This window comes from Oenococcus alcoholitolerans (assembly GCF_051852995.1).
GTDB lineage: Bacteria > Bacillota > Bacilli > Lactobacillales > Lactobacillaceae > Oenococcus > Oenococcus alcoholitolerans.
In genome coordinates, this window is the sequence record NZ_CP176042.1 from 1,072,094 (window position 1) to 1,098,136 (window position 26,043).

The window sequence follows — 26,043 nt, forward strand, 5'->3', positions numbered from 1 at the left end:
CGTTTTAAAAATAAAGAAATTTTATTTTTCTTTGATAATGTCAAGCTAAAGTTAGTTTGATAATCAAATTTTATACAAATATAATAAGGAATATTTTTTAAATTTTTTTTTTTAATTTTAATTCCTTTAAAACATCAAAATTCTTATTTTTATCATCATATAAAATGAAACTATTAAATAAATTATAAACTTGGTTAATTGGTTTCTGTATCAAAATATTATCTTTTAATTGAAGTTTCCGTGGAAACGACATAGCTCCGCTAAAAGGTAATGATTTATTATAACCATAGTTCTCTAAATACCAGTCAGAAAACCAAGAAATAGCAATGCGCTCACCATGGTGTTCAAAACTTTGCATTGCATATAAATTACCACCAAAATCTACCAATCCGGTTTCTTTTTGTTCAAAATCTTTTCCATTAAAATTCCCTACAAACCATTTTACTGGCTGAAAACGATTGCTTTTATCTTTCCACCACATAAGTGATGCAGTTAGAACCCATTGATTTTGTAATTTAAAAAAATCAGGACATTCGATAGATCTAGCTCCCAAATATTCATAGAATTTTTTGAGCGTACCGCAATATCGCCAATTATTTAGATCAGTTGATTTAAATAACAGCACAGATGGTACATTTAAATTATTATTATTTAATAAAATATCATTATCGTTGATACTAGCTGAAGGATGCCCATCAAAATCTGTTATATTATATTTTTTCTCATTAGAAATATCTACAGAACTGCCAATGACCATATACCAAAAAGAATGATTCATAGAGATACTATTACTATCATTATTATAAAAACCAACTTTTGGATCCCGAAAATCAAAATTAATATTCTTTAGCGGTCTTCTAATAATTGGAATTTCACGACCAAACGTAAGACCGTCAGTAGAACGCATAACAACTTGGTACTGTGCCGTCCCAGCAAATTCATCTTTAAGACCGAAATGTCTAGTAAAAAACAACCATAAATATTTTTGATCCTGATATTTTTCTTCAGAAAAATTATTATCTTCATCAGTTACGACTGCAGAACCAGAAAATGCACCTCCCTTAATCCCTGAAAAATGATAAAGCTCTTCCTGAGGAAATAATATGACTGGCAAGTCAATCCAATGGATTAAATCTCGACTCACGGCGTGGCCCCAGAACATATTATCCCAAATCTTATCGTAGGGATTATATTGGAAAAACATGTGATATAGTCCCCTGAACCAACACAAACCATTAGGATCATTCATCCAACCTTTAATAGGATGAAAATGGACTGTAGTATTTTTTTGAAAATTTATATTTTGAAATAAATATTTTATTCCTCTTTCAAAAATATCATTTGAACCAGAAAGATATGCTAATTTAATGCACACATTATCGGTTTTAATTTGATAACTTCGCCCAGGATATATTCGAAATTTTAAGAATTGACGATTCAAAGATATATCGCTTGAACTTAAAAAATATTTTTCATTGTTTTTAATTGAAAACAATGAAACAGATCCGTTTTCTTTTTCAAAATGTTTTAATTCAACAAAAAGTTCAATTGTATTATATATTTCAGAATCAAAACTTTTTTGATCTTCTGATTTTTCCATAGCTTTACACCTTTGACTAAAATATAATTAAAATTTTTATTTATCAAATTGCTTAATTGTAATATTCTTAAAAAATGCTTTTCCACCGCTAGAATAAAAAGAAATACCTGTATCCTCTTTTTCAAAATATACTTGATCCGAAAAAACTATTTTTCCATTATCCGCAAATACTTCAACGGATTGATGATCCACAAAAATTTTAATATTAATTTTTTTATTTTCTGGATTAAAATCAGCATGTGATTCTACCCAAGGATAAAATCTATATCCATCATTCTCGGATCTTTGTCTATTTACATAAAAAGTATCATTATTAAATAGGCCTATATCAGTATGCCTTTGACCATCGCCTGACTTGCCAACCTGTATTCCAACGTTAGAAAGTTGATCCCAAGAAATATCTAAATTAATTTCATACGATCTTCCATGATAGTTAATATCGTGGCTGCCATTCACAACAAGATCAGGTATTTTGGTTTCCTTATTGACGTAATTTTCAAGACTTTTAACAGGGTATGATTCAATTAAATAGTCATTATCTGCTGTTTTAATTAAACGTATAGTTCTCACGATTGACATTTGACCATTATAGCCATCGCTAGTATCAGTAGGAATATTTCTATTAGCATATTCCCAGTTATTCATCCATCCGATGTAAAATCTTTGACTTTCAGGATTATTATGATCTGGCCATGATACCGAAGCATACCAATCCCATCCATAATCCAACCATTTCGGGCTAGAATGATCTGGAGAAAAAGTACTTCCGTTCCAATCACCAGTCCAATAAGCAAAAGTATTTACCTTGCCTGAATAATCTCCTTGAACACTTGCGCCTAATACCCAATGCCAACTCCCATCGTTGGCTTTTATTTGGTAAAAATCCGGGCACTCCATACCACCTATATTTGGATCATCATATTTAAAAGTAGAACAATACTGCCAATCTTTTAAATTTTTGGATACATAGAATACAACGCTTTGAGGTCTGCCAATAACTGCAACCCACTCTTCTTTTTGACTATCCCATTCTATTTTAGGGTCACGAAACCAATTAGAATGATCAGGATTTTTTATTACTGGTTTCTCATATTGTACGAAACTTTTACCGTCATCATGAGAATACCAAAGGTATTGTTCTTGATTATAGGAATCACCTCCAGTTGGCTGCGTAACAATCGCAATAATTGTATTTAAACCAAATCCGGCAGTATTATTTTTATCAATAATAGTTGATCCAGTCCAAACCGGAATATTATTTTTTAAAGGTATGGAAATCCCTTGATCCTTAAAGAAAACATTGTCTTCAGTTGTTGCTCTTCGCCATCCCCCTGGAGAATTATTCGGGTTACTATAAAGATAATAAAGATTATAGTGTCCGTTAACAAACAGTGGCCTTTGAGGATCACTTAGCCAATGATCTGGCGGTGTTAAATGATAAATCGCTCGATTAGATTCAGTTTTGTTATATTCCGCATTCGAAAATGAAGAAAAGAATAGAAAAGAAACCAAAAAAGTTATAGATAATAATACTGTCTTTAATAATTTAGAGTGGTTCATTTTGCCACCTCGCAAAAAAACAATTTATTTAACTAATACTGCTAATTGATTTTCTAATTATAATGGGGCAATGAATATGAGTAACTGTTTTTTTAAAGGAGGAACCGGAATCATCAAACAAGCTCAACAATTTCTTAACGCCTTGAACTCCTAGATCGTAATGAGGAAGGCCAACCGTGGTAAGTGAAGGATGCAGGTGAGCTGAAATTACTTCTTGATTATCGAACCCAACAATCGACATATTTTCTGGGATTTTGATATTCTTTTTGTTTAATGCATCATACAGACCCATCGCCACCCGGTCGTTATGGCAAAAAACTGCAGTTGCTCCGCTCTTTATTAATGAATCGGCAAAGTTATAACCGCCTTCTTGGTTTGGAGTAACATTGAAAACTAGAGAATTATTAAATTCAATTTTAGATTCCTCTAAAGCGGTTCGATAACCTTTAAGGCGGTCAGTTTTAGCAGGCGAAGGTGAAGTAGTATTAAAAAATGCAATTTTTTTATGGCCAGCATTTATTAACAATTTAGTTGCATCATACCCGCCTTGAAATTCATCAGGAACAACAGATGGACAAATATCCTTTTTGTCAAAACAATTCACTAAAATAGAGGGCACCGTTAATAAATAATCAGGAACAGATAAAGGATGATGATACCAAGTTGAGTAAATTATACCTTGTACTCGATATTCTTCCATCATGTTAAATGCAGCTTGTTCCACAGTATCTTTGCCATCGGTATTAACAATTAATAATATTTTTCCACTTTTCCAGGCTTCGTCCTGAGCTCCTTGAATAATCTGACCTGCAAAGGGAGTAGTCGCAACATCATCAGTGATAAAACCAATAAATTTTGTTTCTCCACTGACCAATTCGCTAGCCAGCGCATTCTTTTTGTAGCCCAATTCTTGAGCAATTTTTTGGATTCTATTCCTTGTTTCTAAAGGAATTCTAACATTTTTATTATTATTTATAGCCCAAGAAACAGTTGCAATTGAAACTCCTGCTTTTTTTGCAATATCGCGCAGTGTCACTCTTTTCATTCCTTAATCATATCGTTAATGGTAACAAAATGTTAGTTACTTTACGCCTTTAATGCCAACTATTGAAAATGCAGCAATTGCAGTTATAACGATAGCTACGGGAAAAACCGGTGTATAAGAACTAGTAAAAGTTACAAGAGACGAAGTTATTCCAGAACCAATTGCTTGACCAGCACAACTAGCTACATTCAAAAAGCCTAAATCCTTACCAGCGTTATCCTTATTTGGCAACACATCAACATTCAAAGCCTGGTCAACCGACATAAAAATACCATAACCAAGGCCAGCTATTCCAGCAAAAAGAAACATACCTGTAGCGGAAGGAATTAACCAAGGCATAGCTATTCCTAAAGCGTACAAGGCACAAGCAGAAATAACAACTGGCTTACGACGGCCTATTTTATCTGAAAATGGTCCGGAAGTAATTGATGCTGCAAATGAAACAATCATAGTTATAACTGACATTATCGAAATTATCGTACCAGCGTTTCCTCTAGATTGTCCTAAATGGTCTTCAATTATATATAATTGATAAGCTGAAATCATCTGATAAGCAACGATCAAACTAGTACGGCAAATAAAGGCTCGCCAAAAATCCGGTGCATGAAATGGTGGAGTAAACGCTTTTATTATAACTTTCCAAACACTTTCTAATTTTTCTTTTTCATATTTAATATCACTTCTCGGTTCCTTCGGCAACAAAATAAATGCAAACAAGCCTGCAAAAATGTACATTAAAGCTGCTGAGAAAAAGCCGACACCAGTCTGAAAAATAAATAGTGATCCTAAAAAAGTACCTACTGCTTGTCCAACAGTAATCCCGCCCCCATAAGCCGCAGATACAGTGCCCCTATTGCTATGAGGAACCCTATCGGAAAGAGTTGCGACTATTGGAGCTGTCATCATGTTTTGACCAATATTAGCAAAACAGTAAGCCAAAAGGACACCGATTCCTGTTCTAGGCGAACCGATAAGATAGAAAGAAATAGCGGCTAAAAGCGCACCACTTAAATACCATGGAGTACGCTTACCAAAACGGCTCCTGGTTCTATCAGACATAGAACCAACAAAAACATTTACAAAAAGTGAGATAATGGCTCCCGCAGCACTAATAGTTCCTAGCAAAGCATTTGGATTTGATATACCAATATCTTTTAATCTTTGAGGCATAAGTACTGAAGCGATCATATAGAAACCCGTATTTTGTAAAATTGCATAGATACCGAAACCAGATATAAATCTAAAATTGTTCCATGATAACGTTCGACCATGTGTATGAGTACCAATCATTTTTATACCTCTTTATTCAAAGATGTTCTTGTACGAACTTCTAGTGAAGTTAATTTTACAGATCCGTCGCTTACAAAATAGCCAAGTCTGCCTGTTTTTTTATCATAAATTCTTGTACTTAAAGTAACATCTTGATCCAAAACAATAACCGCGATAGAATCTTCAACAATAATTTCAAGAGTATGACTACCAAGTGATAAATCGCTTGGACGCTCCAATTCAACATAAAATGGAACATCTCCAGAAATTTGCCACTGTTCAGTACCAGTATTTTTTCTTGGCCACCTATCAAAAACCATTCTTGATCGATTTGGTTCAAGCCTAATAAAGTAGGAAGAGTCACCATCTTGGGAAGATCTGAGTAATACTCCAAATTCATGAGTTCCTTTATCTACCTCAAAAGAAATCTTCGTATATGAATTATTTGGTAAATCTACATTAGAAACTGCGCTCTTAAAAGAATCAATTGCATTTAATTTTTTGGGTTCGATTGAAAATGGAATCTTCTTGTCAAAGCTATTGACTAAACTATCTGGGAATTTAAAAGAAAGAGTACCATTATCTTTTTGAACTGCTTCAAGAGTTGACATGGTGCCTGCCCATTGCCACGCGCCATCATCTTTTTCTCCTTCTTTTGTTGAAATCCACCCAGTAAAAAATCGTTTACCGTTAAGAAAAGTACTCTTTGCCGCATAAAAAGCACGACCATCGATAGTATCATGATCCGGAGCAATCCACGGACCCTCCAATTTTTTTGAAATTCTATACTTAGTTGTAAAAGCGTCTGTAAATTCAGAATAAAAGAAATACCACCAACCATTCCAAAAAAACACTTCTGGACATTCCATAGCAAGAAATCTATTCGGATCCCAAAAAGGTTCTACTTGTTGCCAAGAATAAAGATCTTTGGAAACATATTGCGCTGTAACGCCACGACGTCGATAAGGTCCTTTATTTTTTCTGGCAGCAATCAACATTCGCCATATATCATTATCTTCATCGTGAAAAACAAAAGGATCGCGCCAATCGTACGGCTCAAACCCATCACCAGGACCAAAAGACAGCTCATCATGTCTGTTCCAAGTCTGCATACCATCGTCACTAGTAGCATGCATTATGAGTTGAAAAGAATGGCCAGTGTTATCCGTAATATAGGGATTATTACCGGTATAAAAAACATGATATCTGCCATTACCATCCTTAACAATGCTGCCGGTATAACAATTAAAATCCTTTGATTTTATTCCACCAGACGCTAAAGATATTCCATGATCATCCAAATTTACATAATCTTTTGTTGTAACTAAAGACCAAGGCATCCCCGGTTTCGGGACAGTTCTTTCATCCAACAAAAAATATAAATAACTAGTACCCTTTTCAGAATACGGGATTACATCTCCTACATAGGCACTTTTTGGTCTATAAAAAATTTCATTTGACATTTTTAGCTCCCAATAACAAGTGTTATAGATTCTTAAGGTTTAAAACCGTTTAAACGTTTAAGCATCTATAAATAATTATGGTAGCCCTTACATTTTTTGTCAAGAAGAGTATAAAAAATTCCTTATTCCAAATTATTAATATATTTTTAGCTCTCCCTAAGACGTTTAAGACCACATCATGCCAACGGAAATGACATCGTAGAAGCTTATCGCTCATATTTACCCGGCGTATCCCTAAACGATAATCCAAAGTTAAAGTTAAAAATTAAAGAAATAGAGCAAGAAGAAAATCTCAATTTTTTTGAATTAGTCGATTTTGAAAATGACCTGACGAAACTTTTTGATTCGATGAATTAACCACGAATTCTCAAGATAAAAATAAAATATAGACTTGCACTTTCACCTTCTTTCATGAAATAATATAAAAATTGCATTAAAAAGAAAGTAGAGACATTTATATATGCCAGCAATTTTTCTTAGAAAAAGTACCAAAGAAGATCTGCCGGAGATCAAAAAAATTTTTGATTCTGCTCGAGCAACTTTAAAAAGCCAAGATATCGATCAGTGGCAAAATAGTTATCCTAATGAAAGCCATTTAGTAAACGATATCGACAGCGACAGCGCTTATATTTTAGTTTATGATCAAAAAATCGCTGCAACAGGATCTATCACTTACGGAGAGGACCAAGAATACACTCAAATTAAAGGCCAGTGGCAAAACGGTCAAAATAAAGATTATGCTGCCATTCATCGTACAGCCATGTCCGATGAATTTCGCGGTAAAAACTTATCAAAATTTTTGATCAGCAATTTGATAACGACCGCGGTCGACAAGGGCTATAGAGATATTCGTATCGACACCCACCCTGATAATAAAGCCATGCAGCACGTGATCGAATCCAACGGATTCAAATATTCAGGTGATGTGTGGATCATCGAATCAGGTATCAGGACCAAACGCTTTGCTTATCAATTATTGGCATAAAGAAAACCCGCAAGCTTATAAAAAGTTTTGCGGGTTTTTAAATATATCCAATTATCGATCACCAAGCGTAAGCTTCTGGTGCAGAACCGCCAGGTCCTGGGAAGATCTCGTCAAGCCTTGCCAATATTTCAGGAGACAACTTGATGTCAACAGCATGGACTGCCTCATTTAACTGCTCAACAGTTCTTGGACCAACGATCGGTGCAGTTATTGCAGGATTTTGCAGCAGCCAGGCCAAAGCAACATTAGACTCGCTTTCGCCTAATTCTTTGCACAAAGCTGCATAATCTTGAATCTGCTTTCTCTGCCTGTCGGTCAGACGGCTCGCTCTTTCAGCACGGCGTCCACTGGTAGCACCCAAAGCATTTTCGGCCAAAAGTCCTCCTTCAAGCGGGCTCCAAACGATGATACCCATCCCCAGATCCTTGGCTGTCGGCAGCAGCTCTAATTCCGGCAAACGCTCGAACAAGTTGTACAAATGCTGTTCACTGACCAAACCAAGAAAATGGCGTTTTTCAGCGGCTGCATCAGCAAAGGCCAAGTGCCGAGCCCCAAAATTGCTGGAACCGGCATAATAGATCTTGCCTTGAGCGATCATATTTTCGTAAGCGCCAAAAATTTCGTCCCAATTGATCGTGTGGTCAATATGATGCATTTGGTAAAGTTCGATATGATCAGTCTGCAGACGTTTCAAAGAAGCATCTAAACTGCGATAAAGTTTATAAGCTGAAACGCCGGCGGGATCATTAGGACCATCAAGCTCATTTTCCATGTGATTATAGAACTTAGTCGCTAAAACAACTTTTTCACGTCGTCCGCCGCCTTGAGCAAACCAACGGCCGATGATCTCTTCAGTATAACCACTATGCTGACCAATTCCCCAAGCGCCATAAACATTGGCAGTATCGAAGAAATTGATTCCTAATTCCAGAGCGCGATCCATGATCGCAAATGAAGTTTTTTCATCAGTTCGAGAACCGAAATTCATCGTTCCAAGAACCAGACGACTAACTTTCATTCCAGTTTTACCTAATTCAGTGTATTGCATATCATTCTCCTTACATGGAAAAACAAAGCCATTTGCCTTACTTTTAAAAAGCAACATGGACACTGAATATATTAATCCTTGCAGTCAACTCCAAGTCAAGCAAAAAATATTAAAACCGCTCATTCTTTAACAAACGATATTGGTTCTCATCATGAAAACCGTCTAAAAGCAATGCCGACTGTTTTAAGCGAGCTTCCAAGACGAAGCCGGCTTTCTTAGCGGTTGCGTTGCTGGCGGTATTTTCAACAGCTGCGCGAATTATCAGCCGATTGAGGTCATATTCTTTAAAAGCTATTTCGGTAATAGCTAAAACTGCCTTGGTCATGATCCCTTTTCTTCGAAAATCTTTACCAAGCCAATAACCGATATCGGCACTTCTATTCAAATGAATGATTCTATTCAAACTGATCATTCCAACAGCTTTATCTTGGTAATTAATGACCAGATTCAAAGATGCTTCTTTTACAAAATTTAAATTAGTTTCTCGTAAAAAATCTTCTTCAGCTTGAACATCTTTTAAACTATCGGCCCAAGGCAAAAAACGACTAATACGATCACGATCTGAAGCGATCATTTTATATAAACCAGCAGCGTCTTTTTTAGGCCGCGGCAAAGACAAAGACAGTTGGCGATCGATTTTATAAGATAACATAATTTAAACCCTTCCTATAAAGATTACAGAATACGATACAGATCGTTTGCGCGTACGCTCCGGATGTTTTCGACCATTACCAAAGCCTTGCCGTCAACATTTTTGATAAAAGGTATCACTTCGACCAGCTGCTTGCGATCACAGGTCAAATAAAGGATCTGTTTGTCTTGGCCGCTATAGAAACCGCGAGCCGGAATAACTGTTATCCCCTGTTTTAGATGTCGAGAAAGTTCTTGCGCTATCTGCTGGCTTTTATCAGAAATGATCATTAAAGACTTTTTCGATCCAAAACGAGCTAAGAAAATATTGGTTATTTGCGCTGAAATAAAAAGTTCTAATGCCGTCAACAGCATATTTTCAAAACCGATTATAAAGACTGACGGCACTGCGACTGACAAATCAAAAAATAGCGTCGACCAGCCTACCTGTATCCCAAAATATTTATTGACTATTTTGCCTAAAATGGTGCTGCCGGCGATCGATCCGTTTGAATTTAACAAGATCCCCATCGAAAGACCGGTCAGGCTGCCGGCCATAACAGCTGAAATAATAGTTTGGTTCGTACGGTAGACGAAAATAACCGGCAAACGCAGAAAAATAGATAACCAAACGACCGCCCAAAGCGAATACAAAACTAATTTTAAATTCAAAAACCGGACCGCTAATAACAGGATGATCCCATTCAAAACGATATTAGTCAGATAAGGAGGAATATTCAAAGTGTAGTAAGCGATCGTTGTCAAACCGGTGACCCCGCCCTCGCCAAGCCTAGTCGGTATCAAAAAATAATTGATCGAAACGGCATAAACAAAAGAACCAAAAATAATATAAAGCAGATCTTTGCTTATCAAGGTTTTAACATAGCTGGTCAGTGAGCTGTCCAAACGACCGAAAACATACTTTTTCAAAGGATCCCCTCCCTTTTTCTCGAATTTACTTTTTAATTGTAGTATTTTTCAGAGAGCAATCAGCATCAAAATATGTTTATTTCAAAAAAATAAAAACCCACTTTCAAGACCGTGATACTAAGTCCTGGAGTGAGTTTTACAACTTGTATATTAAGTAAACTTTTAATTTTGATCTTTATCAAAAAACCACATATAGGCGCCGTAAACCGCATTTACAGTCATCAAAACCTGCAAGACAAGCATGGACAAAGAAGCCGGACTTGAAACTTTTAACTGATTGAACCAAACGATCACATTGATAACGTCCAAAGCGATCCAGGCTATCCATTGAGAACGGTAACCGTAGGTCATCAAAACCTGCCCAACGATTCCCAGCGGCAATAGAGTAGCATCCAAATAGATTTGTGTACCATTCAATCTTTTTGAAGTATAAAGTACGATCGCATAGATGACTAGCGAAGCAAAAAACCAAAATAAACCTTGTTGCCAAGTCATTTTTCTTGATTTTAGTTCGATACCCTTGCTTTGCCGGTCGATCCTCTTGCCCCAAACATAGATACCGACAAATTGCATTACGAAATAGAAGACCTGAGAATATATATCACCGATCAGCCTGTTTTCAATATCAGTTATCAACCACGCGCCAGCACTTAAGGATTCCCAAAAATAAGTGGTTATCCTGCCCTGGTCACAAAGAATCAAACTTATAATCTGTGTTACACCTGTAAAAAGTCCAATGTAGCTGACCGCATTATATTGATCAGCAAATAAAAAAGAACCGATCTGAACAGCCAATAATCCAAACAACAAAATCAATGTTGCCTTTTTCAAGGTGACTAATTCAAACCAGTCGTATTTAAAATTAAATGTTTTTTTGACTAAAAACCAGAACTCGTGCAAACCATTGTTATTTTTCTGCTCAAAAGATGCACGATCCGCCGAAACGTTTTCTGTCATTATTTTCTCCTCTTGTTTTTTAGAGAGCCGTGGTCGGAAGCAACGCTCTTTTTTTGTAATTAACTAAATTTAATTACAAGAATGATATATCACAAAGAACAAAGGATTAATAAATCGTGTTAAATTTGTTAACATACTTTCGCTTAATTTATTTTAAAAGTAAGAAAACGGAAATACTTGTGGTTAAGTAATTTGCGAAATTTAAAAAATTTAATTACTATCTGAATTTATATAATTGAACCTTTTTTTGTCCCTATAAGTTGGTAATGTAACTGCTGAGTAATTCAACATCACTGAAAAGCTTTAAATAGCTGCACATAACATAGCTAACGATGAATTAACTAAAATTAAAATTTGTGTCAAAAAAATCACCAAAAGCACTAAAAGTCTAAAATATATTAGACACAAATATTCGCATATAAAAACTAAATCTTGACTTATGCACGATATATTTCACCATAAAATACAGACAATACAAAAATTGCAGTTCCTATGAGCAAAAAATTACTCAACACATCAAAATTCTGGTTTCGGTTCGCACAACTGTTGCAACTAATGCAATTGGCAAAAGAATCAGAGAAAAAACATCATGAGCAACGAGTGCCCTTCACTTGTTTATTTTTATAATCCGGTTTGTGTTTTAAAATTTAAATTAATAGAATGTAAATGATATAAGACTTACAAACTGAATTTAGAAAACAAAGCATTGGTTTCTTACAAGACTTCCTATTATTTACTAAACGATTTCAATCCTACTAAGTTTCAAAAATCAATTATAAGTATTGGTAATATCATGCAATGGGCGCAACTGCAAAAAAGTATTAATCGCGACCTGCCTCAAAGATACTTACGCAAATAAGCAAATATTAAGTTTACAAGAAAACCGGGGTGAAAAATGTGGATATTGATAGTTTTGATTGCTAACACATTTTTTTAGAAAGATCCTGCCTTATTTGCTTATAGGCATTACAATAACATTTACTTTTATTTTATTGACGGCTATTATTAATCGCAGTAATTATGGAAGTTTATTTATCTAACAAGTAAGATAAGAAAAACTTATAACGATATGTTGAGAAAATGATATAAAAAACCGCCTAAACGGTGCGGTTAAATTCATTTTTTAATCAACGATATTTGTTCTAAAGAACTATTCAAAGTTTCTCCTTTGATTAAATTAACTGTTGTGTTTGTAACCTGTCCTAGATTAGAATCGGCAGTTGTTCCTAATATTTCATTAACAATTCCATCATCGGTTTGTAAATTACCTGACCCTTGAACAGCCGAAATAGTATAACGACCAGGTTTAATATCATAACCAACTTCATATGAGCCAGCACTTAAATTTCCATTATCAACTGGAGTGCGACTGGTTATAGCCACAAGATGTACTCCCTGCAGTCCGGAAAGTTGTAATGTCTGCCCACTTTTTAGATTAGCTCTATAAGAATCAACTTGGTCTAAATCATTATCAACTGTTGTTCCTAAAATTGTGTTAACCTCTCCATCATCAGTTTGCAAATTACCAGATCCACCAGTAGCAGTAATCATATACCATCCAGGTTCAATATCTTTTCCAGTACCGACAGACCAATTTCCTGTTGCTAAATCAACTGTCTTAGCAGTGTTTTCTGGAGCAGCTGCAACACTAGACGAAGAAGACAATGACGAAGAAGAAGAATAAGAAGCAACTGTTTTTGTTTTCTTCGTTGAACTAATGGTTGTTTTTACATGTTTACTTGAAGATGAAGACTTACTAGTTTTGTTGCCGGAACCACCACTGCCCCCAGTCGCTGCTCCAATAAATAAAACGACAATAATAACCCAAAACCACCATTTTTTATAAAACGGTTTCTTAATTTTTTTCATTATTTTCTCCACAAATAAATTAGTTCACCATCTCTTCATAAATGTGAGCCAATATAATTGTAAACGTTTACAAATAAGTTTTGTTGAAATATAAAAATATTTTATGTACAACGACCTTATTAATGTTAAAGGTAAGCTATTGAATAATTTTAATTAGACCCATTCGATTATGAATTATAATTCTTTCGACATCAAAGCCGCGTTTAATTTTTAAACCCGTTTTCCTGGCAGATGAAACATCTAACAGTGACTCCATAATTTGGTTAGATCCATCGAAAGCTTTGGTGACGATCGTCGGCGTCTTCCTATCCGATCTGATCAAATAATCCGCAACTAAACAGTATGTATGGTATCGATAAACGATCCGGCATCGTAAAGAAACGGCTTCAGGAAAAATTCCAACATGTGAATCTTGTTCTTTAAAATATCAATATGACCGTGAACTGGTGTTAATTTACTAAAGTCCAGATCGCATTTATTAAGATCCTTTCAAAAGATCGTGTCCTTTTGAATATTTCAGTCAAACTAAATACATAAATTTGTTTTCTTTAAAGCTAGCCGCAAGGGCTCGATCATCACCAATCTTATCCCTGTAAAAAAAGTAATCGTTTGATTCAAAAAATATCTTCAAAAGCGTTGTCCTGATCTCAAGCTGTGCAATGTATCATCGCCCCTAATAAAATTGATAACTACTCTTCTTTTCATAAAAAAAAAAAACGACTAAATTAATAGTCGTTCTCAATATGTACATGGGTTTAAGGTGTCCTGGTCCAATGTATTCTTTTTACGTCTTAGGATTGACAAGCGGCAAGCAAATTACGGCAACTCTAGGCTTTTAAAGATGTACCAGCGTCTGCTGCAAGACATAACGGACAAACAGCGATGTTCGTCTCTTGTCTTAGTTTATTAAATTTAGTGAAATAAAAAATAAAATAGAGCACTTATCAGTACTTGCACTAGCAAGAATTTGAAAAACAAATCAATAATCGAACCGGCAGATTTAAGAATTGATCTCTTTTATAAAAATAAAATCAGATCGTCTAACTTAAAGTTTTTATAAAGAAGAAGCTGAAAAAAATTGATCACTGTATCGAAAATCGTTCTCTGGGCATTTTCTAATGTACCAACTTTGTACCAACTTTTAGCATTGTTTGGTATATTTAATCAGGTTTGGTCATGTTTGTAAAGAGCCCAGAAAGATTGATATACCGCCTTTTAAGTACAAAAAAGGCTTCATACCAAGAAATGGTATAAAGCCTATTAGTAGCTCGATCGGGAATCGAACCCGAGATTTCGCCGTGAAAGGGCGACGTCTTAGCCGCTTGACCATCGAGCCAAATGGTCGTGTCGCAATTAAGCAACAATAATATAATACGGGAGAATGCTCCGAAGGTCAACCATTTTTTTAAATTTCTTTTGAAAAAAATTAATACCAGCCGAAAACGCGATGATGCTCAGCCGCTGCCGACCACGAACCGTACCTTGCAGCAACATATCGATCAGCAGCCTGACCGGAATAACCGCCGTATTCAGCGGCAGCTTGACTGCTCATTTGAAACATGCCTTGATACTGGCCATTTGACGCATTAGGATCACCGCCGGATTCAACTGATTTGATCCATTCTTTGGCTGGGTCATCAGCGACCCCATAATTACTGTCAGAAGAAGAAACAGCTGGTGCTGCAGCAGCCGTCGTATCTGTTACGGGTTTTTGCACTTGAACAGATACCGCCTGCGTTTGTGCTTGTACTTGTTGATTTGAACTTACTTGATTTTCGGTCGGTCGTTGAACTGCAGTTTGATCGACCGCGTTCTGTTCAGCCCGGGCTGCTTGAGCTGCTTGAGCTGCCTCTGCCCTTTTCTTTTGTTGATCAGCAGCGATTTTCCGATCAGCATCTGCCCTAAAAGAAAATTGGGATGAGATCTGTTGCTGTTCTGTCTGATAAAGATGAACTTTCTTTTGAATCTGCTGTTCAAATAAATTACTGTTATTATCCGGTGTTGCCTTGGCAGTCGTTATCCAAGTTGCCCCTAAACTAGCCTGAGCTACTAGAGCTGTTAAAAACAAGGATTTGCCGACGAAAGATTTATAATTAGATTTCATTGCGAAATTAATAATGAAGAGACAAATTTACATAAAATTTTCACAAATATGTTTATTTTGTAACATCACAATTTAGTTGTATTTAGCAATAAGCTTATAAAACAACGTTTTTCCTGTAATATTTGGTATTTAAGTCCAATTAGGCTTAAGATTTTCTTAATAATTAGCCCTAAACGTAAAATAAACAAGGTGATTGTAATATACAATAAATTATTTTTTTAAAAAAAATGGAGAAAATAATACAAAACAAGTCTAAAAAAAGCATTTGTTAAACGTTATTTTTTTAAAAAATGCCCACTTAAGGTCAAAAAAAATTTTTAGAAAAATGTTTCACAAACAGGAAAAACTGCTAGAATAAATCTTGTGATTATTTGTACAAATAATCGATGGAGGAAATTGTTGATGTTAGAAAAACGAGTAGCAATGGTAACTGGCGCTAGCCAAGGAATCGGTGAAGCAATCGCTAGACGTTTAGCTAAAGACGGCTTTAAAGTTTCTATTGTTTGCCGGCACCTTGATAAGGCTCAAGAAGCTGCAGAAGCAATAAACAAGGATTTTGGAGAAGATACAGCTATCGCAGTCGAAGCTGACGTCTCAAATCGCGACGAAGTTTTTGCCGCTGTTAAGCAAACTGCTGATCATTTTGGCGATTTCAACGTTATCGTAAATAATGCTGGCGTTGCACCTACCACACCGATCATGGAAGTGACCCAAGACGACTTGGAGTGGACTTGGAAGATCAATGTCGGCGGTGTCGTTTGGGGAACACAAGCTGCAGTTGATGCCTTCAAACACTTTAATCACGGCGGCAAAATTATCAACGCGACCTCACAGGCCGGTGTTGAAGGCAATGCAAATCTAACAGCTTATGGATCAACTAAATTTGCCATTCGAGGAATTACACAAACAACTGCCAAAGAGCTTGCACCTTATGGCATAACGGTCAATGCCTATGCTCCCGGAATCGTAAAAACACCGATGATGGAAGACATTGCTCATGAAGTTGGGCAAAAAGCCGGTAAGAGCGATAATTGGGGTATGCAGCAATTTGCACAGAATATTACTTTAAAGAAGCTTTCCGAACCAGAAGACGTTGCTAACGGCGTCGCCTTCCTTGCCGGTAAAGATTCTAATTATGTTACCGGACAAACGCTAGTAGTTGACGGCGGCATGGTATTTAATTAAAAAAATAAAAAATCTCGTTTAAAACGAGATTTTTTTATTGGAAAAAATATTAACATTTTTATGAATTATGCTAGAATGTACTTGTAAGCGCTTACCGGTAGTTTAAACAACTAATGGCAAAGACTTACATTCCTTTGATAAATTTTCTTCATATCTTTTCGCAATACTGACAACATAACCCCAAATGTTTCAGTGAAGCGGATTTAACAAAACTAAACCCTTCCAATTATTTCATCCAATATTTGAAAATGAAAACCATTGCCTTATGACAATGGTTTTTTACTGTACTATTTAAAAGAATTCGATCAACGCTGTTCCGCTTATCATAACTAAAACACCGATCAATTGAGAAAACAATACTTGGTGTCGACGCGACCGGAACCAGCCGAACTGGTCAACAAAAATACTTCCGACGATCTGTCCTAACAAAATAATAACGACTGCCGGACCGGTGCCAAGCCGCGGAGCCATAAAAGCATTTCCCAAAACAAAACAAGCCCCGATCACACCGCCGATCCAGATCCACCAAGGAAGCCTTTGTTTAACAAAAGATAAGCGGATACCCCTTTCGATCACAGCAGTCAGGATCCATAAAGCGATCGTACCGATCAAAAAAGAAATAAAAGCTGCATCGATCGCCGAATCCAAAACAGTACCAAGATGACCATTGATAGCCGTTTGAACGGCACTGAGCATTCCGGTCCCGACTGCCGCGATCCGTATCAACCAAATATAGCTTTTTTTAAAGGAAACAGAAGAAAATTTGGCTTGACTATTGCTTTGGATATCTTTTGATGCTACCGCAAGGAAAACACCGATCAGTACTAATAAACAGCCGGATATCCTCATCAAATTTATATCATGACGCGGTGAAGAAAACCAACCGAAGTTATCGATCAGCATACCCATTAAAATTTGCCCAACGACCGGCATGATCACTGTTTGCACACTTCCAAGGATCGGAAAAAATAAAATATTACCAGTCAAAAAAACAACGCCTAATAAGCCGCCCAGCCATAGCCACCAAGGCTGTCGATAAAAATCGAGCCCGAATATATTTCCTAAACCTCCGCTAGCCGCAACAACTATCAACAAGCTGATCGTACCAACGGTAAAGGAGATCATCGAGGATAGCAGCGGTGAAGATGCGGCGATACGCAAACGAGAATTAACGGCTGTTTGCATCGGTAAAATAAAACCAACACAAATAGCAGCGATGACCAAATACATAAAAAGCCTCCAAAAAGTTACTTATTTAAATATAGAACTTTTTTGGTCACTGTTCTTTGTTTTGACGCTTAATCTCCTCTTTTTTTAACATACTTAACTGCTTTTCGGCATCAGAAAGAATATTTCTTGCGTTTTCGATAGTATGATTAGCTTCTTTTTTACGGTCTTGAATTTCAGCATCTGAAAACTTTGACAACTGCTGGCTCATGGTCATCGTTTGATCATAGCTATACGCAACGATCCGATAGGTAAAGTGAGCAATGTTGATAAATCCCAGTGAAACGCTGTGCCTGCTTGGCTTTTCCGAAAAATCATCAGCTGCCTTATTTAAGGGATAACTAACATGTTTATTCCAAAAAACGATCAATGGTCCGGTGAAAAAAGCAATTATTATCGAAGCCGCGCCTAACGGACCGGCGGCGAAAAAAGCAATAATGATAAAAATAATATCTTGAGTAACACGGCAAATACGATAATTCAAATGAGTTAATTTAACTGCGATCGGTGCGATCGCATCATAAGGCGCTACCCCAAGGTTGGCGGCCATGTATAACGAACTGCCGAGGCTGAAAAGGACTAAACCGATAAACAAATAACCGATACTCATCCAAACACCGCTGTCATTTCCCCATAATTGTGTGAACAGTTTGGTGAAGATCTCGATCAGAAAACCAACACCGAACATATTTAAAACAGTACCGATACCTATCTTGTTTCGATCAAAAAAGAAAACAAGGATCAAGAACACAAAGTTGACTAATAATTGATAGCCGCCAAGTGAAAAACCGATTTTCGCTGAAATACCTAAGTTGGCTGAGGTAAAAGGATCAAGTCCGAAACCGCTTATACGACAAAATGTCGCACCGGCAGAAAGCAAGATTATGCCAAAAGCGGATATGAGAGTTTTAAGAGTTATATTTAAAAGATTGAATCTGGGAGGTTTGCTTTTATTTGATTTTGAAAAATTTTCTTCAGAAGACATCAATAACCTGATTATACAAAAAAGACTCAAAATAACAAGAAATTTATTTTCGATGCTGACGTATATAAAGAATCAATGCCGCTACTAAAATGATCACCGCCGCGATTCGCGAAAGGTAACGATCTTCTACCATCATACGTACCAAATGAAATAATCTAAGCAAAATATATCATTCCTCTGCATTCAGTTTATTACTCTTAAATCAAAAAACTTACCATAAACAAGCAAAAAAAGTTTCTTTTTGTTAAAGTTAATTTGATTATGTATGATGACCGCCCTTTTTTAAAACTCTTTCTCTTAATAAAAAAGATATTTATTGCAGTCATCGCAATGACTATCTCGATCGTTCTAACAGAGGAGAGCCTGGTCAACAATTCAACGAGATTCGACGAGATCGTCATGAATTTATCCATATATGGCGCTATTTTTGTATCGCTGTTAAATGTTTTTCAGGCTATCCTTTTATTTACATACTTAAACAGGAAAATGAAGATAGTCTATCTGATTTCGGCTTACTTAAGCAATCTAATGATCACAGCGATATCATTTTCCCACCTGCAGAGCTATCCGTTCTTGTACTTAGGCCTATTTGCCGGAATTCTTGGTCTTTTATTGCTTACTTATGAACTCATCAAGCTGAAAAGCGCCTATTTTAGCGAATAGATCACAGAACATCATGGATAGTGACGATACCGGCGACTTGTTTGTTTTCGTCGGTTACAACCAAATTGGAAATATCGTGTGCAGCCATCAAACGCCACGCATCGCGGTTTCTTTTGTTCTGGTCGATACTGACAAAACCCTTAGTCATATAATCGCTGGCAACTGATTTTTTTACCTGCGAGACCGACAAGAATTTTTTTCTGATATCGCCATCAGTAATGATACCGATCGCTTTATCGGAATCAGCTTCTTTGACCAAGGTCATACCGATACCAAAGTCGCTGATCCGATAGATGACCTCATTGATAGGAGTAGTTTGGTAGACGTAAGGTATTTTGATATGCATGACATCTTTGACCCGCTGGAGTAAAAGCCTTCCTATCGAACCGCCGGGATGATATAGGGCAAACTTGCTCCGATCAAAGGAAATTTTCTCTTCCAGTGCTACCAGCAAAGCATCACCAAAAACCAAAGTCGCGGTCGTTGACGAAGTCGGTGCCAGCCCTGTTAGATCTGCTTCTTTTGAAACCGACAGATCAAAAGCCAGATCAGTATTTTTAGCCAGCGTCGAATTTATTTTTCCCGTTAATGCGATACTTTTAAAACCATCCGGGAAAATAGTCTGCAAAGCGAAAAGCGTTTGGATAACTTCTTGTGTTTCCCCACTGTTGGAGACAAAAATAACCAGATCATCTGCATTGATACGTCCAAGGTCGCCATGATAAGCGGTACCGGCATCAACTGTGTAGCTGGAAAAAGAAATCGACGATAAAGAGGCAGAGATTTTTTCAGCAATGATTTGAGATTTGCCAATACCCACAAAAACGATCCGTCCTTTAGTATCAAAGATAGTTTGGACCAAGCGATCAAAATTTTCATCCAGCCTATCGGCAACAGCTGCTAGTTGACTGGATTCTTCAGCAAATACTCTTTGAGCTGTCTTATAATAAGCCATCGACCGCCCACTCCCTTCGCTTATCTTTGTTCGCTTGAAAAATTTCAACGGCCGAAGTTAAGATCGGTTCGATTTTGTCTAAATAAAGCTGATTATCGGCATCAGAAATCGCCGTGGGCGGATCAGGATGAACTTCGGCAAATATGCCATCAACGCCGACTTCTAAGGCTGATCGCATCAAAGGAAAGGCATAATCACGATTACCGCCGGAATGATCACCATGACCGCCAGGCTGCTGAACCGAATGAGTGGCATCGAAAATGATCGGAAAACCAGCCTTGCGCATTTCAATTAATCCAGTCATATCAACGATCAAACGATGATAGCCAAAACTGCTGCCCCGCTCAGTCAGCAAGATCTTATTAGTTATATGGCTGATTTTTTTGGCAGCTCCGCCGATATCTTCCGGCGCCATGAATTGGCCTTTTTTGATATTGACAACTTTGCCTGTTTCGGCAGCAGCGATCAAAAGATCAGTCTGCCGACTCAAGAATGCCGGTATCTGTAAAACGTCAGCGACTTGAGCAACTGGTGCACATTGAGCTGACTCATGCACATCAGTTACGATCGGCAAGTTGTATTCATCTTTTATCCGTTGAAGGATCTTTAAGCCCTCTTCTAAGCCGACACCACGTTCAGAATCGGCTGAGCTTCTATTGGCTTTATCAAAAGATGACTTGAAAACTAGATTTATATTTAATTTTTCTGATAATTCTTTAAGGCGATCGGCGACTTGAGCAAGAATGTCATATGATTCGATCACACAAGGACCGGCCAGTAAAGTCAAATTAGAATCTTTAAAATCGAAGTCCTTAAAAACACTTGAAATTTTTTCCATGATCAGAAATCTTCCTTTGCTTTTTTTGTTTCATCGATTTACCCCTCCTATTTGTGAGGGAACGTTTAAAAATTATTAAGTTTCTATAATTTAAACAAAGCAAGATTAAATGAAAATTTAAAGGATCATATGATTTCTTTGATAAAAGACCTTATATTCTTATCTAAAAAAGTATTTAAGGATACTGATCTTTTCTGCTGGCGGCTCAAAAAGTAGCCAAAATTCAGCCAAATAAAATTAGCAGCGATCACTTCGATATCGATATTTTCTTTAAAAACGCCTCTTTTTTGAGCTTCCGATAAATCATCGATAACGATGGCTTTGAATCTTTCCGGAATGGCTTCGACCACTTGATTGACTTCAGGATAATCCAGTGATTCGCGCAGGCCGACCATAACGATAGCTCGGTGGTCATTGATAAAATTTTGATATCTGCCGGCGATCTGCGTGAGATCTCTGAACAGATCATCGCTATTTTGATAAAAGTCGCCTATCCCGTCAGCGTCACTTAAATATTTTTTTACTAACGCAGTCAGCAAACCATGCTTGTCTTTGAAGTGGCGAAAAAGCGTGCTTTCATTAACACCGGCTCTTTGAGCGATTGCCATCGTAGTTGCTTCTTTATAACCCTTCTTTAATAACAATTCCGTAAAAGCATTGATTATTTTTTTATCGGTACGCTCAGAATTCATCTATTTTCGGTCTCAATTTGTCTACCTCGAATTTTAGCACACCTTTTTTGAGCGATTTTATTAAAAAATAGGCCTTATCCGATCAAATAATCATTTTGATATGTTCTTTTCAAAAAATCATCGATTTCTTTTATCATATGGCTGGTCGAAGGTGTTTGTGATTCCGTTTTATTAGTAACTAAACAAATAGTCCTCTCAAAATCCTGATCAAAGGGAAAAATATTGACATCCCCTGATAATTTTTTTAAAGCTAATCTAGGCAAAATTCCTAATCCCAACCCGCTTTCAACCATTGACAAGATCGACTGGTCGTCGATCGAGTAAGCTAGCGAATTAGGTTCGACTTGATATCGATCAAGGGCTTTTTTAGTCTGCCGGTCATAATCTATTTGCTGAAGAATAAAGGGACGATGGCCGATATCGTCATAGCGCACGTGCCGACCATCTTTAGGCTGAAAATCAGTCGGTGTAACACAATAGATGGGGTCCTTGATCAAGGGCTTGACGAGCAGATTCTCGCTAACAGGCAAAGAGCTGAAGCCGATATCCAATGACCCATTCGCGACCTTTGCAGCGATTTGATTAAAATCGCCTTGGAAGACCGTTACCTGCACCTTGGGAAATTTATTTTTAAAGCGGCGAATGATCGTTGGCAGCCAATTGATACAGACACTGCTAAAAGCTCCGATGCGCACGCGGCCAACGTTAAGACCTTTGATATCATCAGATATCTGCCGCAGTTTTTCCTCGGTATTCAAAATGTCCAAGACGACCGGCAGCACGGTTTGACCATCATTAGTCAGCTCCACTCCGCTGCGATTCCGTAAAAAAAGCGGAAAACCGAATTCTTTTTCCAATTGATTTATGGAATGGCTGACAGCACTTGGCGTTACGTGCAAGGCTTTAGCAGCTTGAAAAAAAGTTCCTTTTTCTACGACTGCGGCGAAAACTTGGTATGTAAAATCTGCCATTTGAACTCCTTTTTTCTTTTAAGATGAATTTTTTTCATTAATATATGAAAAAGTTGAATTTTACTTATCTATAAACTCAGCATAACATGAAAAGAGAAAAGTGCCAGTGATCAAAGCACTTAAAAAAGAGGTGTAAAATATGACAGATTTAGCAAGCAGGATCCAAAGAACTTCCAACAGCGGTTTAGACAAGCTTTTTTCAACCGGTGATAAGCAGGAGATCACCTTTTCTGCTGGATTCCCTGATCATAATCTTTTTCCCGAAGATGCATTGAACGAATCTATGAAAGAAGCTTTTGCACAAAAAAATCCCAAGCTGATTCAATATAACAGTGCTGCCGGATTGCCTTCATTGCGAAAGAAAATAGCCGCAAAGATGCAAAGAGATGAAAAAATCAGTTGCCGGCCAGAAAACGTGATGGTCACTCAAGGTGCTCAACAAGCGATCGATCTGACTGCCAGGTTATTGCTGAATAAAAACGACGGTCTTGTCGTTGAAGGCCCAACTTACATTGGTGCACTGGCTGCTTTTCAGGCCTACGAGCCGACTTTCTATCAAATCCCAGTTGAAGAAGACGGCATGAAAGTAAGTGAATTAGAAAAAATACTCAGCCAGCACCAAGTAAAAATGATCTACACTGTCCCTGATTTCCATAATCCAACAGGGACAGTCATGTCTGAAAAAAAGCGCCGGCAGTTAGTCGAACTAGCCGATCGGTACGATGTAACTATTTTAGAAGATGGCACTTATCGAGACCTTCGCTATGAAGGCAAAAACTTGCCAACTATCAAATCACTGGACACGCATCACAAAGTTATCTATGTCAGCAGTTTTTCTAAAGTTATTGCACCAGGTTTAAGAATGGGCTGGCTAACAGCTGATAAACAAATATTCGATAAATTGATCGGCTTAAAAAGCGGAGCTGACATCGAAACAAGCAATTTAATGATGTCGATGGTCGATAATTATTTGGAAAATAATGATTTTCAGGCACATTTGCAAAAGGTGCGCGCCGTTTATCGAGAAAAGAAAAATGCAATGATCGATGCCCTAGCAAAAAGTCTCCCAGCTGAGGCTGAATTCACTCGACCGCAGGGCGGTTTCTTTATCTACTTGACCATGCCAAAAGAGTTTGATATGGAAAAATTCTTAAATGAAAAATTACTGCCGGAAAAAGATGTCCGCATTACCCCTTCTACTCATCTGTTTGCATCCGGTGATATCAAAAATGGTGCTCGCTTAAACTTTACCGGTGAAGATATCCCTCAAATCAAAAAAGGGATCGAATCTTTAGGCCAGGCTCTTCACGAGGTTTCAGCAAAAAATCTTGTCAGTTAAAATCTACCTTAAATTAAAACCGCTCTATATCTATGAGCGGTTTTAATTTTGGCAAAACAAAAAACCGGTGACAAGCACCGGCCCAATTATTTTTTAAGAAAGGGAATTGATAAATAAAAAAATGAAATCTTCTCTGTAAAACAGTAATAGTTAAATTTTTTATTAGTAAGGGATGTAACCGATGTTTCCGGCTACAAGTAATAATATATGTCCATTTAATTAAATCAAAATAAAAGTTAAATTAATTGAAAATAAAATAAGGCGGTCATTGATCGATGACCTTTTTATTATCATCAAATAAATTAGCCAAAATCACCAACAAAATAACTAAAACAGAAAAAAGCATCACACTGTGAAGTGCCATTAAAATGATATTATTGATCGATCCCCTATCGGAAATAAATCCTTTGAATCGCGAACTGATCACATCGTTAACTCTAGAAAAAGATATCGAACCAAGATTTAAATGAATAACTAAATTTAAAACGGTACCTAAAATACCGGTCATGATCGTCTGCCCTAAAGAGCGTCCGAGTGTCAATACGGAGGTCGCAGAAGCGATCTTATCGGAATCGACCAAATGCTGGCTGAGGATCGTGTTCATACTGATAACGACTCCCATGCAAGCTCCATTGATCGCTGTGACCAAATAAAATCCCCAGATCGGAAATGACCGGCTTGCCAATACCATAACAGAATAACTGAGCAAAAGAATTCCCGCTCCAGTTAAGGCGATCCTTTTAGGCACGAATTTTGCTATCAAGCGTCCCACAAAAAAAGAGGCAAGGAACCACATGACCGAACTAGAAGTAACTACCAGCCCGGCAAAAGCAGCTGGAACACGGTATAAGGACTGCAGCCAGATCGGAAAATAAATTTGATAGCCAACCAAAATACCGCTTAAGAGAGTACAGGTGATGATCTGAACAGAAAAGGTCTTATTTGAAAACATTACCGGATCGATCAAAGGCTGAGAAAACTTCTTTTCATAACGAGCAAAAAAGATAAATAAAGCCAATGAAACAAGTATGATAATTACAGCAAAAGCAAGTTGATTTTCCAGATACTGAATACCGACAAGCAAACAGATCAAAGCCAATGACAGAACAAAAATTCCGTTCCGATCGACTTTAACGACTTTCTTTTCGAATTTTTCATGATAGCCGTACCAAGTGATGAAATAAACAAAAATACCAAGCGGAACGTTGACAAAAAATACCCAATGCCAAGATAAGGCATCGACTAAAAAGCCGCCTAATAAAGGACCGATCAAGGCAGATATCCCCCAAGCGGTATTGTTGAAAGCCATGATCTTTGCTCGCTGTTCAAAATCATAGTTATCGGCAATGATCGTGAAAGTCAAAGGCATTATCGCGCCAGAACCGGCCCCTTGAACAGCCCTAAAAATAACTAGAAACCAAATATTCGGCGCCAGACCGCTCAACAAAGATCCGAGCGTAAAAATCAATAAACCAAACATAAAAATTTTTTTACGGCCGAAAGAATCAGCTAATTTCCCATAGATCGGCGTAGTGATCGCCGTCATCAAAAGATAAGAACTCATGATCCAGCTTTGGTAAGCCAATCCATGCAGCTGGCTAATGATCGACGGTAAAGCGGTCGTCACGATAGTAACTTCAACAGAGGTCATAAAAGTCGAAACAAAAACGGCCAGCATGACCAGCCAGCGGCCCCTATGAATTTGTCTTTTTTCCATATTTCACCCCG

The 26,043-nt window shown here is 37.2% G+C and carries 22 protein-coding genes and 1 tRNA gene; 4 read left to right on the top strand and 19 right to left on the bottom strand.

Going from position 1 to position 26,043, the window contains the following annotated elements:
• Positions 1-97 precede the first annotated feature (97 nt).
• Genes ACKP2L_RS06070 through ACKP2L_RS06090 form a run of 5 tightly spaced genes read right to left on the bottom strand, consistent with a single transcriptional unit; the run spans position 98 to position 6,937 of the window.
• On the bottom strand, positions 98-1,600 hold the full coding sequence (locus ACKP2L_RS06070) for a hypothetical protein (protein ID WP_439424973.1): 1,503 nt from the start codon (positions 1,598-1,600) through the stop codon (positions 98-100).
• A gap of 36 nt (positions 1,601-1,636) precedes the next feature.
• Positions 1,637-3,160, bottom strand: a complete 1,524-nt coding sequence (locus tag ACKP2L_RS06075; protein ID WP_439424974.1) for a glycoside hydrolase family 32 protein — start codon at positions 3,158-3,160, stop codon at positions 1,637-1,639.
• Between the two features lie 28 nt (positions 3,161-3,188).
• Positions 3,189-4,205 carry a LacI family DNA-binding transcriptional regulator gene (locus tag ACKP2L_RS06080; protein WP_439424975.1) on the bottom strand — a complete coding sequence of 339 codons (1,017 nt, stop codon included), beginning with the start codon at positions 4,203-4,205 and terminating at the stop codon, positions 3,189-3,191.
• 36 nt (positions 4,206-4,241) lie between these two features.
• Positions 4,242-5,495: an MFS transporter gene (locus ACKP2L_RS06085; RefSeq protein ID WP_439424976.1), complete on the bottom strand. Its 1,254-nt coding sequence runs from the start codon at positions 5,493-5,495 to the stop codon at positions 4,242-4,244.
• Between the two features lie 2 nt (positions 5,496-5,497).
• Positions 5,498-6,937, bottom strand: coding sequence for a family 43 glycosylhydrolase (locus ACKP2L_RS06090; RefSeq protein ID WP_439424977.1), 1,440 nt, complete (start codon positions 6,935-6,937; stop codon positions 5,498-5,500).
• 460 nt (positions 6,938-7,397) lie between these two features.
• Between ACKP2L_RS06090 and ACKP2L_RS06095 the strand changes: the two genes are divergently transcribed.
• Positions 7,398-7,922 (top strand): GNAT family N-acetyltransferase, encoded by a 525-nt coding sequence (locus ACKP2L_RS06095; protein ID WP_439424978.1) that lies wholly within the window; start codon positions 7,398-7,400, stop codon positions 7,920-7,922.
• Positions 7,923-7,980: 58 nt separating this feature from the next.
• Here the strand turns inward: ACKP2L_RS06095 and ACKP2L_RS06100 are convergent, their stop codons facing one another.
• The 7 genes from ACKP2L_RS06100 to ACKP2L_RS06130 all read right to left on the bottom strand — a co-directional run bounded on the left by ACKP2L_RS06100 (position 7,981) and on the right by ACKP2L_RS06130 (position 15,460).
• Positions 7,981-8,970 (bottom strand): aldo/keto reductase, encoded by a 990-nt coding sequence (locus ACKP2L_RS06100; RefSeq protein ID WP_439424979.1) that lies wholly within the window; start codon positions 8,968-8,970, stop codon positions 7,981-7,983.
• A 109-nt stretch (positions 8,971-9,079) separates the two neighbouring features.
• Complete coding sequence (locus ACKP2L_RS06105; RefSeq protein ID WP_439424980.1) at positions 9,080-9,622, bottom strand: GNAT family N-acetyltransferase; 543 nt, start codon at positions 9,620-9,622, stop codon at positions 9,080-9,082.
• 23 nt (positions 9,623-9,645) lie between these two features.
• Positions 9,646-10,530, bottom strand: coding sequence for a YitT family protein (locus ACKP2L_RS06110; protein ID WP_439424981.1), 885 nt, complete (start codon positions 10,528-10,530; stop codon positions 9,646-9,648).
• A 162-nt stretch (positions 10,531-10,692) separates the two neighbouring features.
• Positions 10,693-11,487, bottom strand: a complete 795-nt coding sequence (gene pnuC, locus ACKP2L_RS06115) for a nicotinamide riboside transporter PnuC (protein ID WP_439424982.1) — start codon at positions 11,485-11,487, stop codon at positions 10,693-10,695.
• Positions 11,488-12,603: 1,116 nt separating this feature from the next.
• Entirely contained in the window at positions 12,604-13,356 is a 753-nt protein-coding gene (locus ACKP2L_RS06120) for a hypothetical protein (RefSeq protein ID WP_439424983.1), read from the bottom strand.
• A gap of 1,264 nt (positions 13,357-14,620) precedes the next feature.
• Positions 14,621-14,692 (bottom strand) — tRNA-Glu (locus ACKP2L_RS06125).
• 90 nt (positions 14,693-14,782) lie between these two features.
• Positions 14,783-15,460: a cell surface protein gene (locus ACKP2L_RS06130; protein WP_439424984.1), complete on the bottom strand. Its 678-nt coding sequence runs from the start codon at positions 15,458-15,460 to the stop codon at positions 14,783-14,785.
• Positions 15,461-15,862: 402 nt separating this feature from the next.
• Here ACKP2L_RS06130 and ACKP2L_RS06135 point away from each other — a divergent pair, with 402 nt between their 5' ends.
• Positions 15,863-16,645, top strand: a complete 783-nt coding sequence (locus tag ACKP2L_RS06135) for a (S)-acetoin forming diacetyl reductase (protein ID WP_439424985.1) — start codon at positions 15,863-15,865, stop codon at positions 16,643-16,645.
• Positions 16,646-16,936: 291 nt separating this feature from the next.
• On the opposite strand, the gene ACKP2L_RS06140 is transcribed toward ACKP2L_RS06135, so the two are convergent.
• The gene (locus ACKP2L_RS06140; RefSeq protein WP_439424986.1) at positions 16,937-17,875 is read right to left on the bottom strand and encodes a DMT family transporter; all 939 of its coding nucleotides are present in this window, start codon (positions 17,873-17,875) and stop codon (positions 16,937-16,939) included.
• A 46-nt stretch (positions 17,876-17,921) separates the two neighbouring features.
• Positions 17,922-18,857 (bottom strand): YczE/YyaS/YitT family protein, encoded by a 936-nt coding sequence (locus ACKP2L_RS06145; RefSeq protein ID WP_439424987.1) that lies wholly within the window; start codon positions 18,855-18,857, stop codon positions 17,922-17,924.
• 261 nt (positions 18,858-19,118) lie between these two features.
• Here ACKP2L_RS06145 and ACKP2L_RS06150 point away from each other — a divergent pair, with 261 nt between their 5' ends.
• Positions 19,119-19,520, top strand: a complete 402-nt coding sequence (locus ACKP2L_RS06150) for a hypothetical protein (RefSeq protein WP_439424988.1) — start codon at positions 19,119-19,121, stop codon at positions 19,518-19,520.
• 1 nt (position 19,521) lies between these two features.
• Here ACKP2L_RS06150 and ACKP2L_RS06155 read toward each other — a convergent pair whose 3' ends face one another.
• The 4 genes from ACKP2L_RS06155 to ACKP2L_RS06170 form a co-directional block, all read right to left on the bottom strand.
• Positions 19,522-20,475, bottom strand: a complete 954-nt coding sequence (locus ACKP2L_RS06155) for a KpsF/GutQ family sugar-phosphate isomerase (protein WP_439424989.1) — start codon at positions 20,473-20,475, stop codon at positions 19,522-19,524.
• A complete protein-coding gene (gene kdsA / locus ACKP2L_RS06160; RefSeq protein WP_439426215.1) occupies positions 20,462-21,316 on the bottom strand; it encodes a 3-deoxy-8-phosphooctulonate synthase in 855 nt (284 codons plus the stop codon). The genes ACKP2L_RS06155 and kdsA overlap by 14 nt, the downstream gene beginning before the upstream one ends.
• Positions 21,317-21,438: 122 nt before the next feature.
• Entirely contained in the window at positions 21,439-22,005 is a 567-nt protein-coding gene (locus tag ACKP2L_RS06165; RefSeq protein WP_439424990.1) for a TetR/AcrR family transcriptional regulator, read from the bottom strand.
• Positions 22,006-22,079: 74 nt separating this feature from the next.
• Entirely contained in the window at positions 22,080-22,976 is an 897-nt protein-coding gene (locus ACKP2L_RS06170) for a LysR family transcriptional regulator (RefSeq protein ID WP_439424991.1), read from the bottom strand.
• A 139-nt stretch (positions 22,977-23,115) separates the two neighbouring features.
• On the opposite strand from ACKP2L_RS06170, the gene ACKP2L_RS06175 reads away from it, so the two are divergent.
• On the top strand, positions 23,116-24,315 hold the full coding sequence (locus ACKP2L_RS06175) for a PLP-dependent aminotransferase family protein (RefSeq protein WP_439424992.1): 1,200 nt from the start codon (positions 23,116-23,118) through the stop codon (positions 24,313-24,315).
• A 265-nt stretch (positions 24,316-24,580) separates the two neighbouring features.
• Here the strand turns inward: ACKP2L_RS06175 and ACKP2L_RS06180 are convergent, their stop codons facing one another.
• Positions 24,581-26,032 (bottom strand): DHA2 family efflux MFS transporter permease subunit, encoded by a 1,452-nt coding sequence (locus tag ACKP2L_RS06180; RefSeq protein ID WP_439424993.1) that lies wholly within the window; start codon positions 26,030-26,032, stop codon positions 24,581-24,583.
• Positions 26,033-26,043 lie beyond the last annotated feature (11 nt).

Bases quoted from the DNA above. Each gene is read 5' to 3' on its own strand.
- ACKP2L_RS06070 (WP_439424973.1), bottom strand. From the start codon at position 1,600: ATGGAAAAATCAGAAGATCAAAAAAGTTTTGATTCTGAAATATATAAT.
- ACKP2L_RS06075 (WP_439424974.1), bottom strand. From the start codon at position 3,160: ATGAACCACTCTAAATTATTAAAGACAGTATTATTATCTATAACTTTT.
- ACKP2L_RS06080 (WP_439424975.1), bottom strand. From the start codon at position 4,205: ATGAAAAGAGTGACACTGCGCGATATTGCAAAAAAAGCAGGAGTTTCA.
- ACKP2L_RS06085 (WP_439424976.1), bottom strand. From the start codon at position 5,495: ATGATTGGTACTCATACACATGGTCGAACGTTATCATGGAACAATTTT.
- ACKP2L_RS06090 (WP_439424977.1), bottom strand. From the start codon at position 6,937: ATGTCAAATGAAATTTTTTATAGACCAAAAAGTGCCTATGTAGGAGAT.
- ACKP2L_RS06095 (WP_439424978.1), top strand. From the start codon at position 7,398: ATGCCAGCAATTTTTCTTAGAAAAAGTACCAAAGAAGATCTGCCGGAG.
- ACKP2L_RS06100 (WP_439424979.1), bottom strand. From the start codon at position 8,970: ATGCAATACACTGAATTAGGTAAAACTGGAATGAAAGTTAGTCGTCTG.
- ACKP2L_RS06105 (WP_439424980.1), bottom strand. From the start codon at position 9,622: ATGTTATCTTATAAAATCGATCGCCAACTGTCTTTGTCTTTGCCGCGG.
- pnuC (WP_439424982.1), bottom strand. From the start codon at position 11,487: ATGACAGAAAACGTTTCGGCGGATCGTGCATCTTTTGAGCAGAAAAAT.
- ACKP2L_RS06120 (WP_439424983.1), bottom strand. From the start codon at position 13,356: ATGAAAAAAATTAAGAAACCGTTTTATAAAAAATGGTGGTTTTGGGTT.
- ACKP2L_RS06130 (WP_439424984.1), bottom strand. From the start codon at position 15,460: ATGAAATCTAATTATAAATCTTTCGTCGGCAAATCCTTGTTTTTAACA.
- ACKP2L_RS06135 (WP_439424985.1), top strand. From the start codon at position 15,863: ATGTTAGAAAAACGAGTAGCAATGGTAACTGGCGCTAGCCAAGGAATC.
- ACKP2L_RS06140 (WP_439424986.1), bottom strand. From the start codon at position 17,875: ATGTATTTGGTCATCGCTGCTATTTGTGTTGGTTTTATTTTACCGATG.
- ACKP2L_RS06145 (WP_439424987.1), bottom strand. From the start codon at position 18,857: ATGTCTTCTGAAGAAAATTTTTCAAAATCAAATAAAAGCAAACCTCCC.
- ACKP2L_RS06150 (WP_439424988.1), top strand. From the start codon at position 19,119: ATGTATGATGACCGCCCTTTTTTAAAACTCTTTCTCTTAATAAAAAAG.
- ACKP2L_RS06155 (WP_439424989.1), bottom strand. From the start codon at position 20,475: ATGGCTTATTATAAGACAGCTCAAAGAGTATTTGCTGAAGAATCCAGT.
- ACKP2L_RS06165 (WP_439424990.1), bottom strand. From the start codon at position 22,005: ATGAATTCTGAGCGTACCGATAAAAAAATAATCAATGCTTTTACGGAA.
- ACKP2L_RS06170 (WP_439424991.1), bottom strand. From the start codon at position 22,976: ATGGCAGATTTTACATACCAAGTTTTCGCCGCAGTCGTAGAAAAAGGA.
- ACKP2L_RS06175 (WP_439424992.1), top strand. From the start codon at position 23,116: ATGACAGATTTAGCAAGCAGGATCCAAAGAACTTCCAACAGCGGTTTA.
- ACKP2L_RS06180 (WP_439424993.1), bottom strand. From the start codon at position 26,032: ATGGAAAAAAGACAAATTCATAGGGGCCGCTGGCTGGTCATGCTGGCC.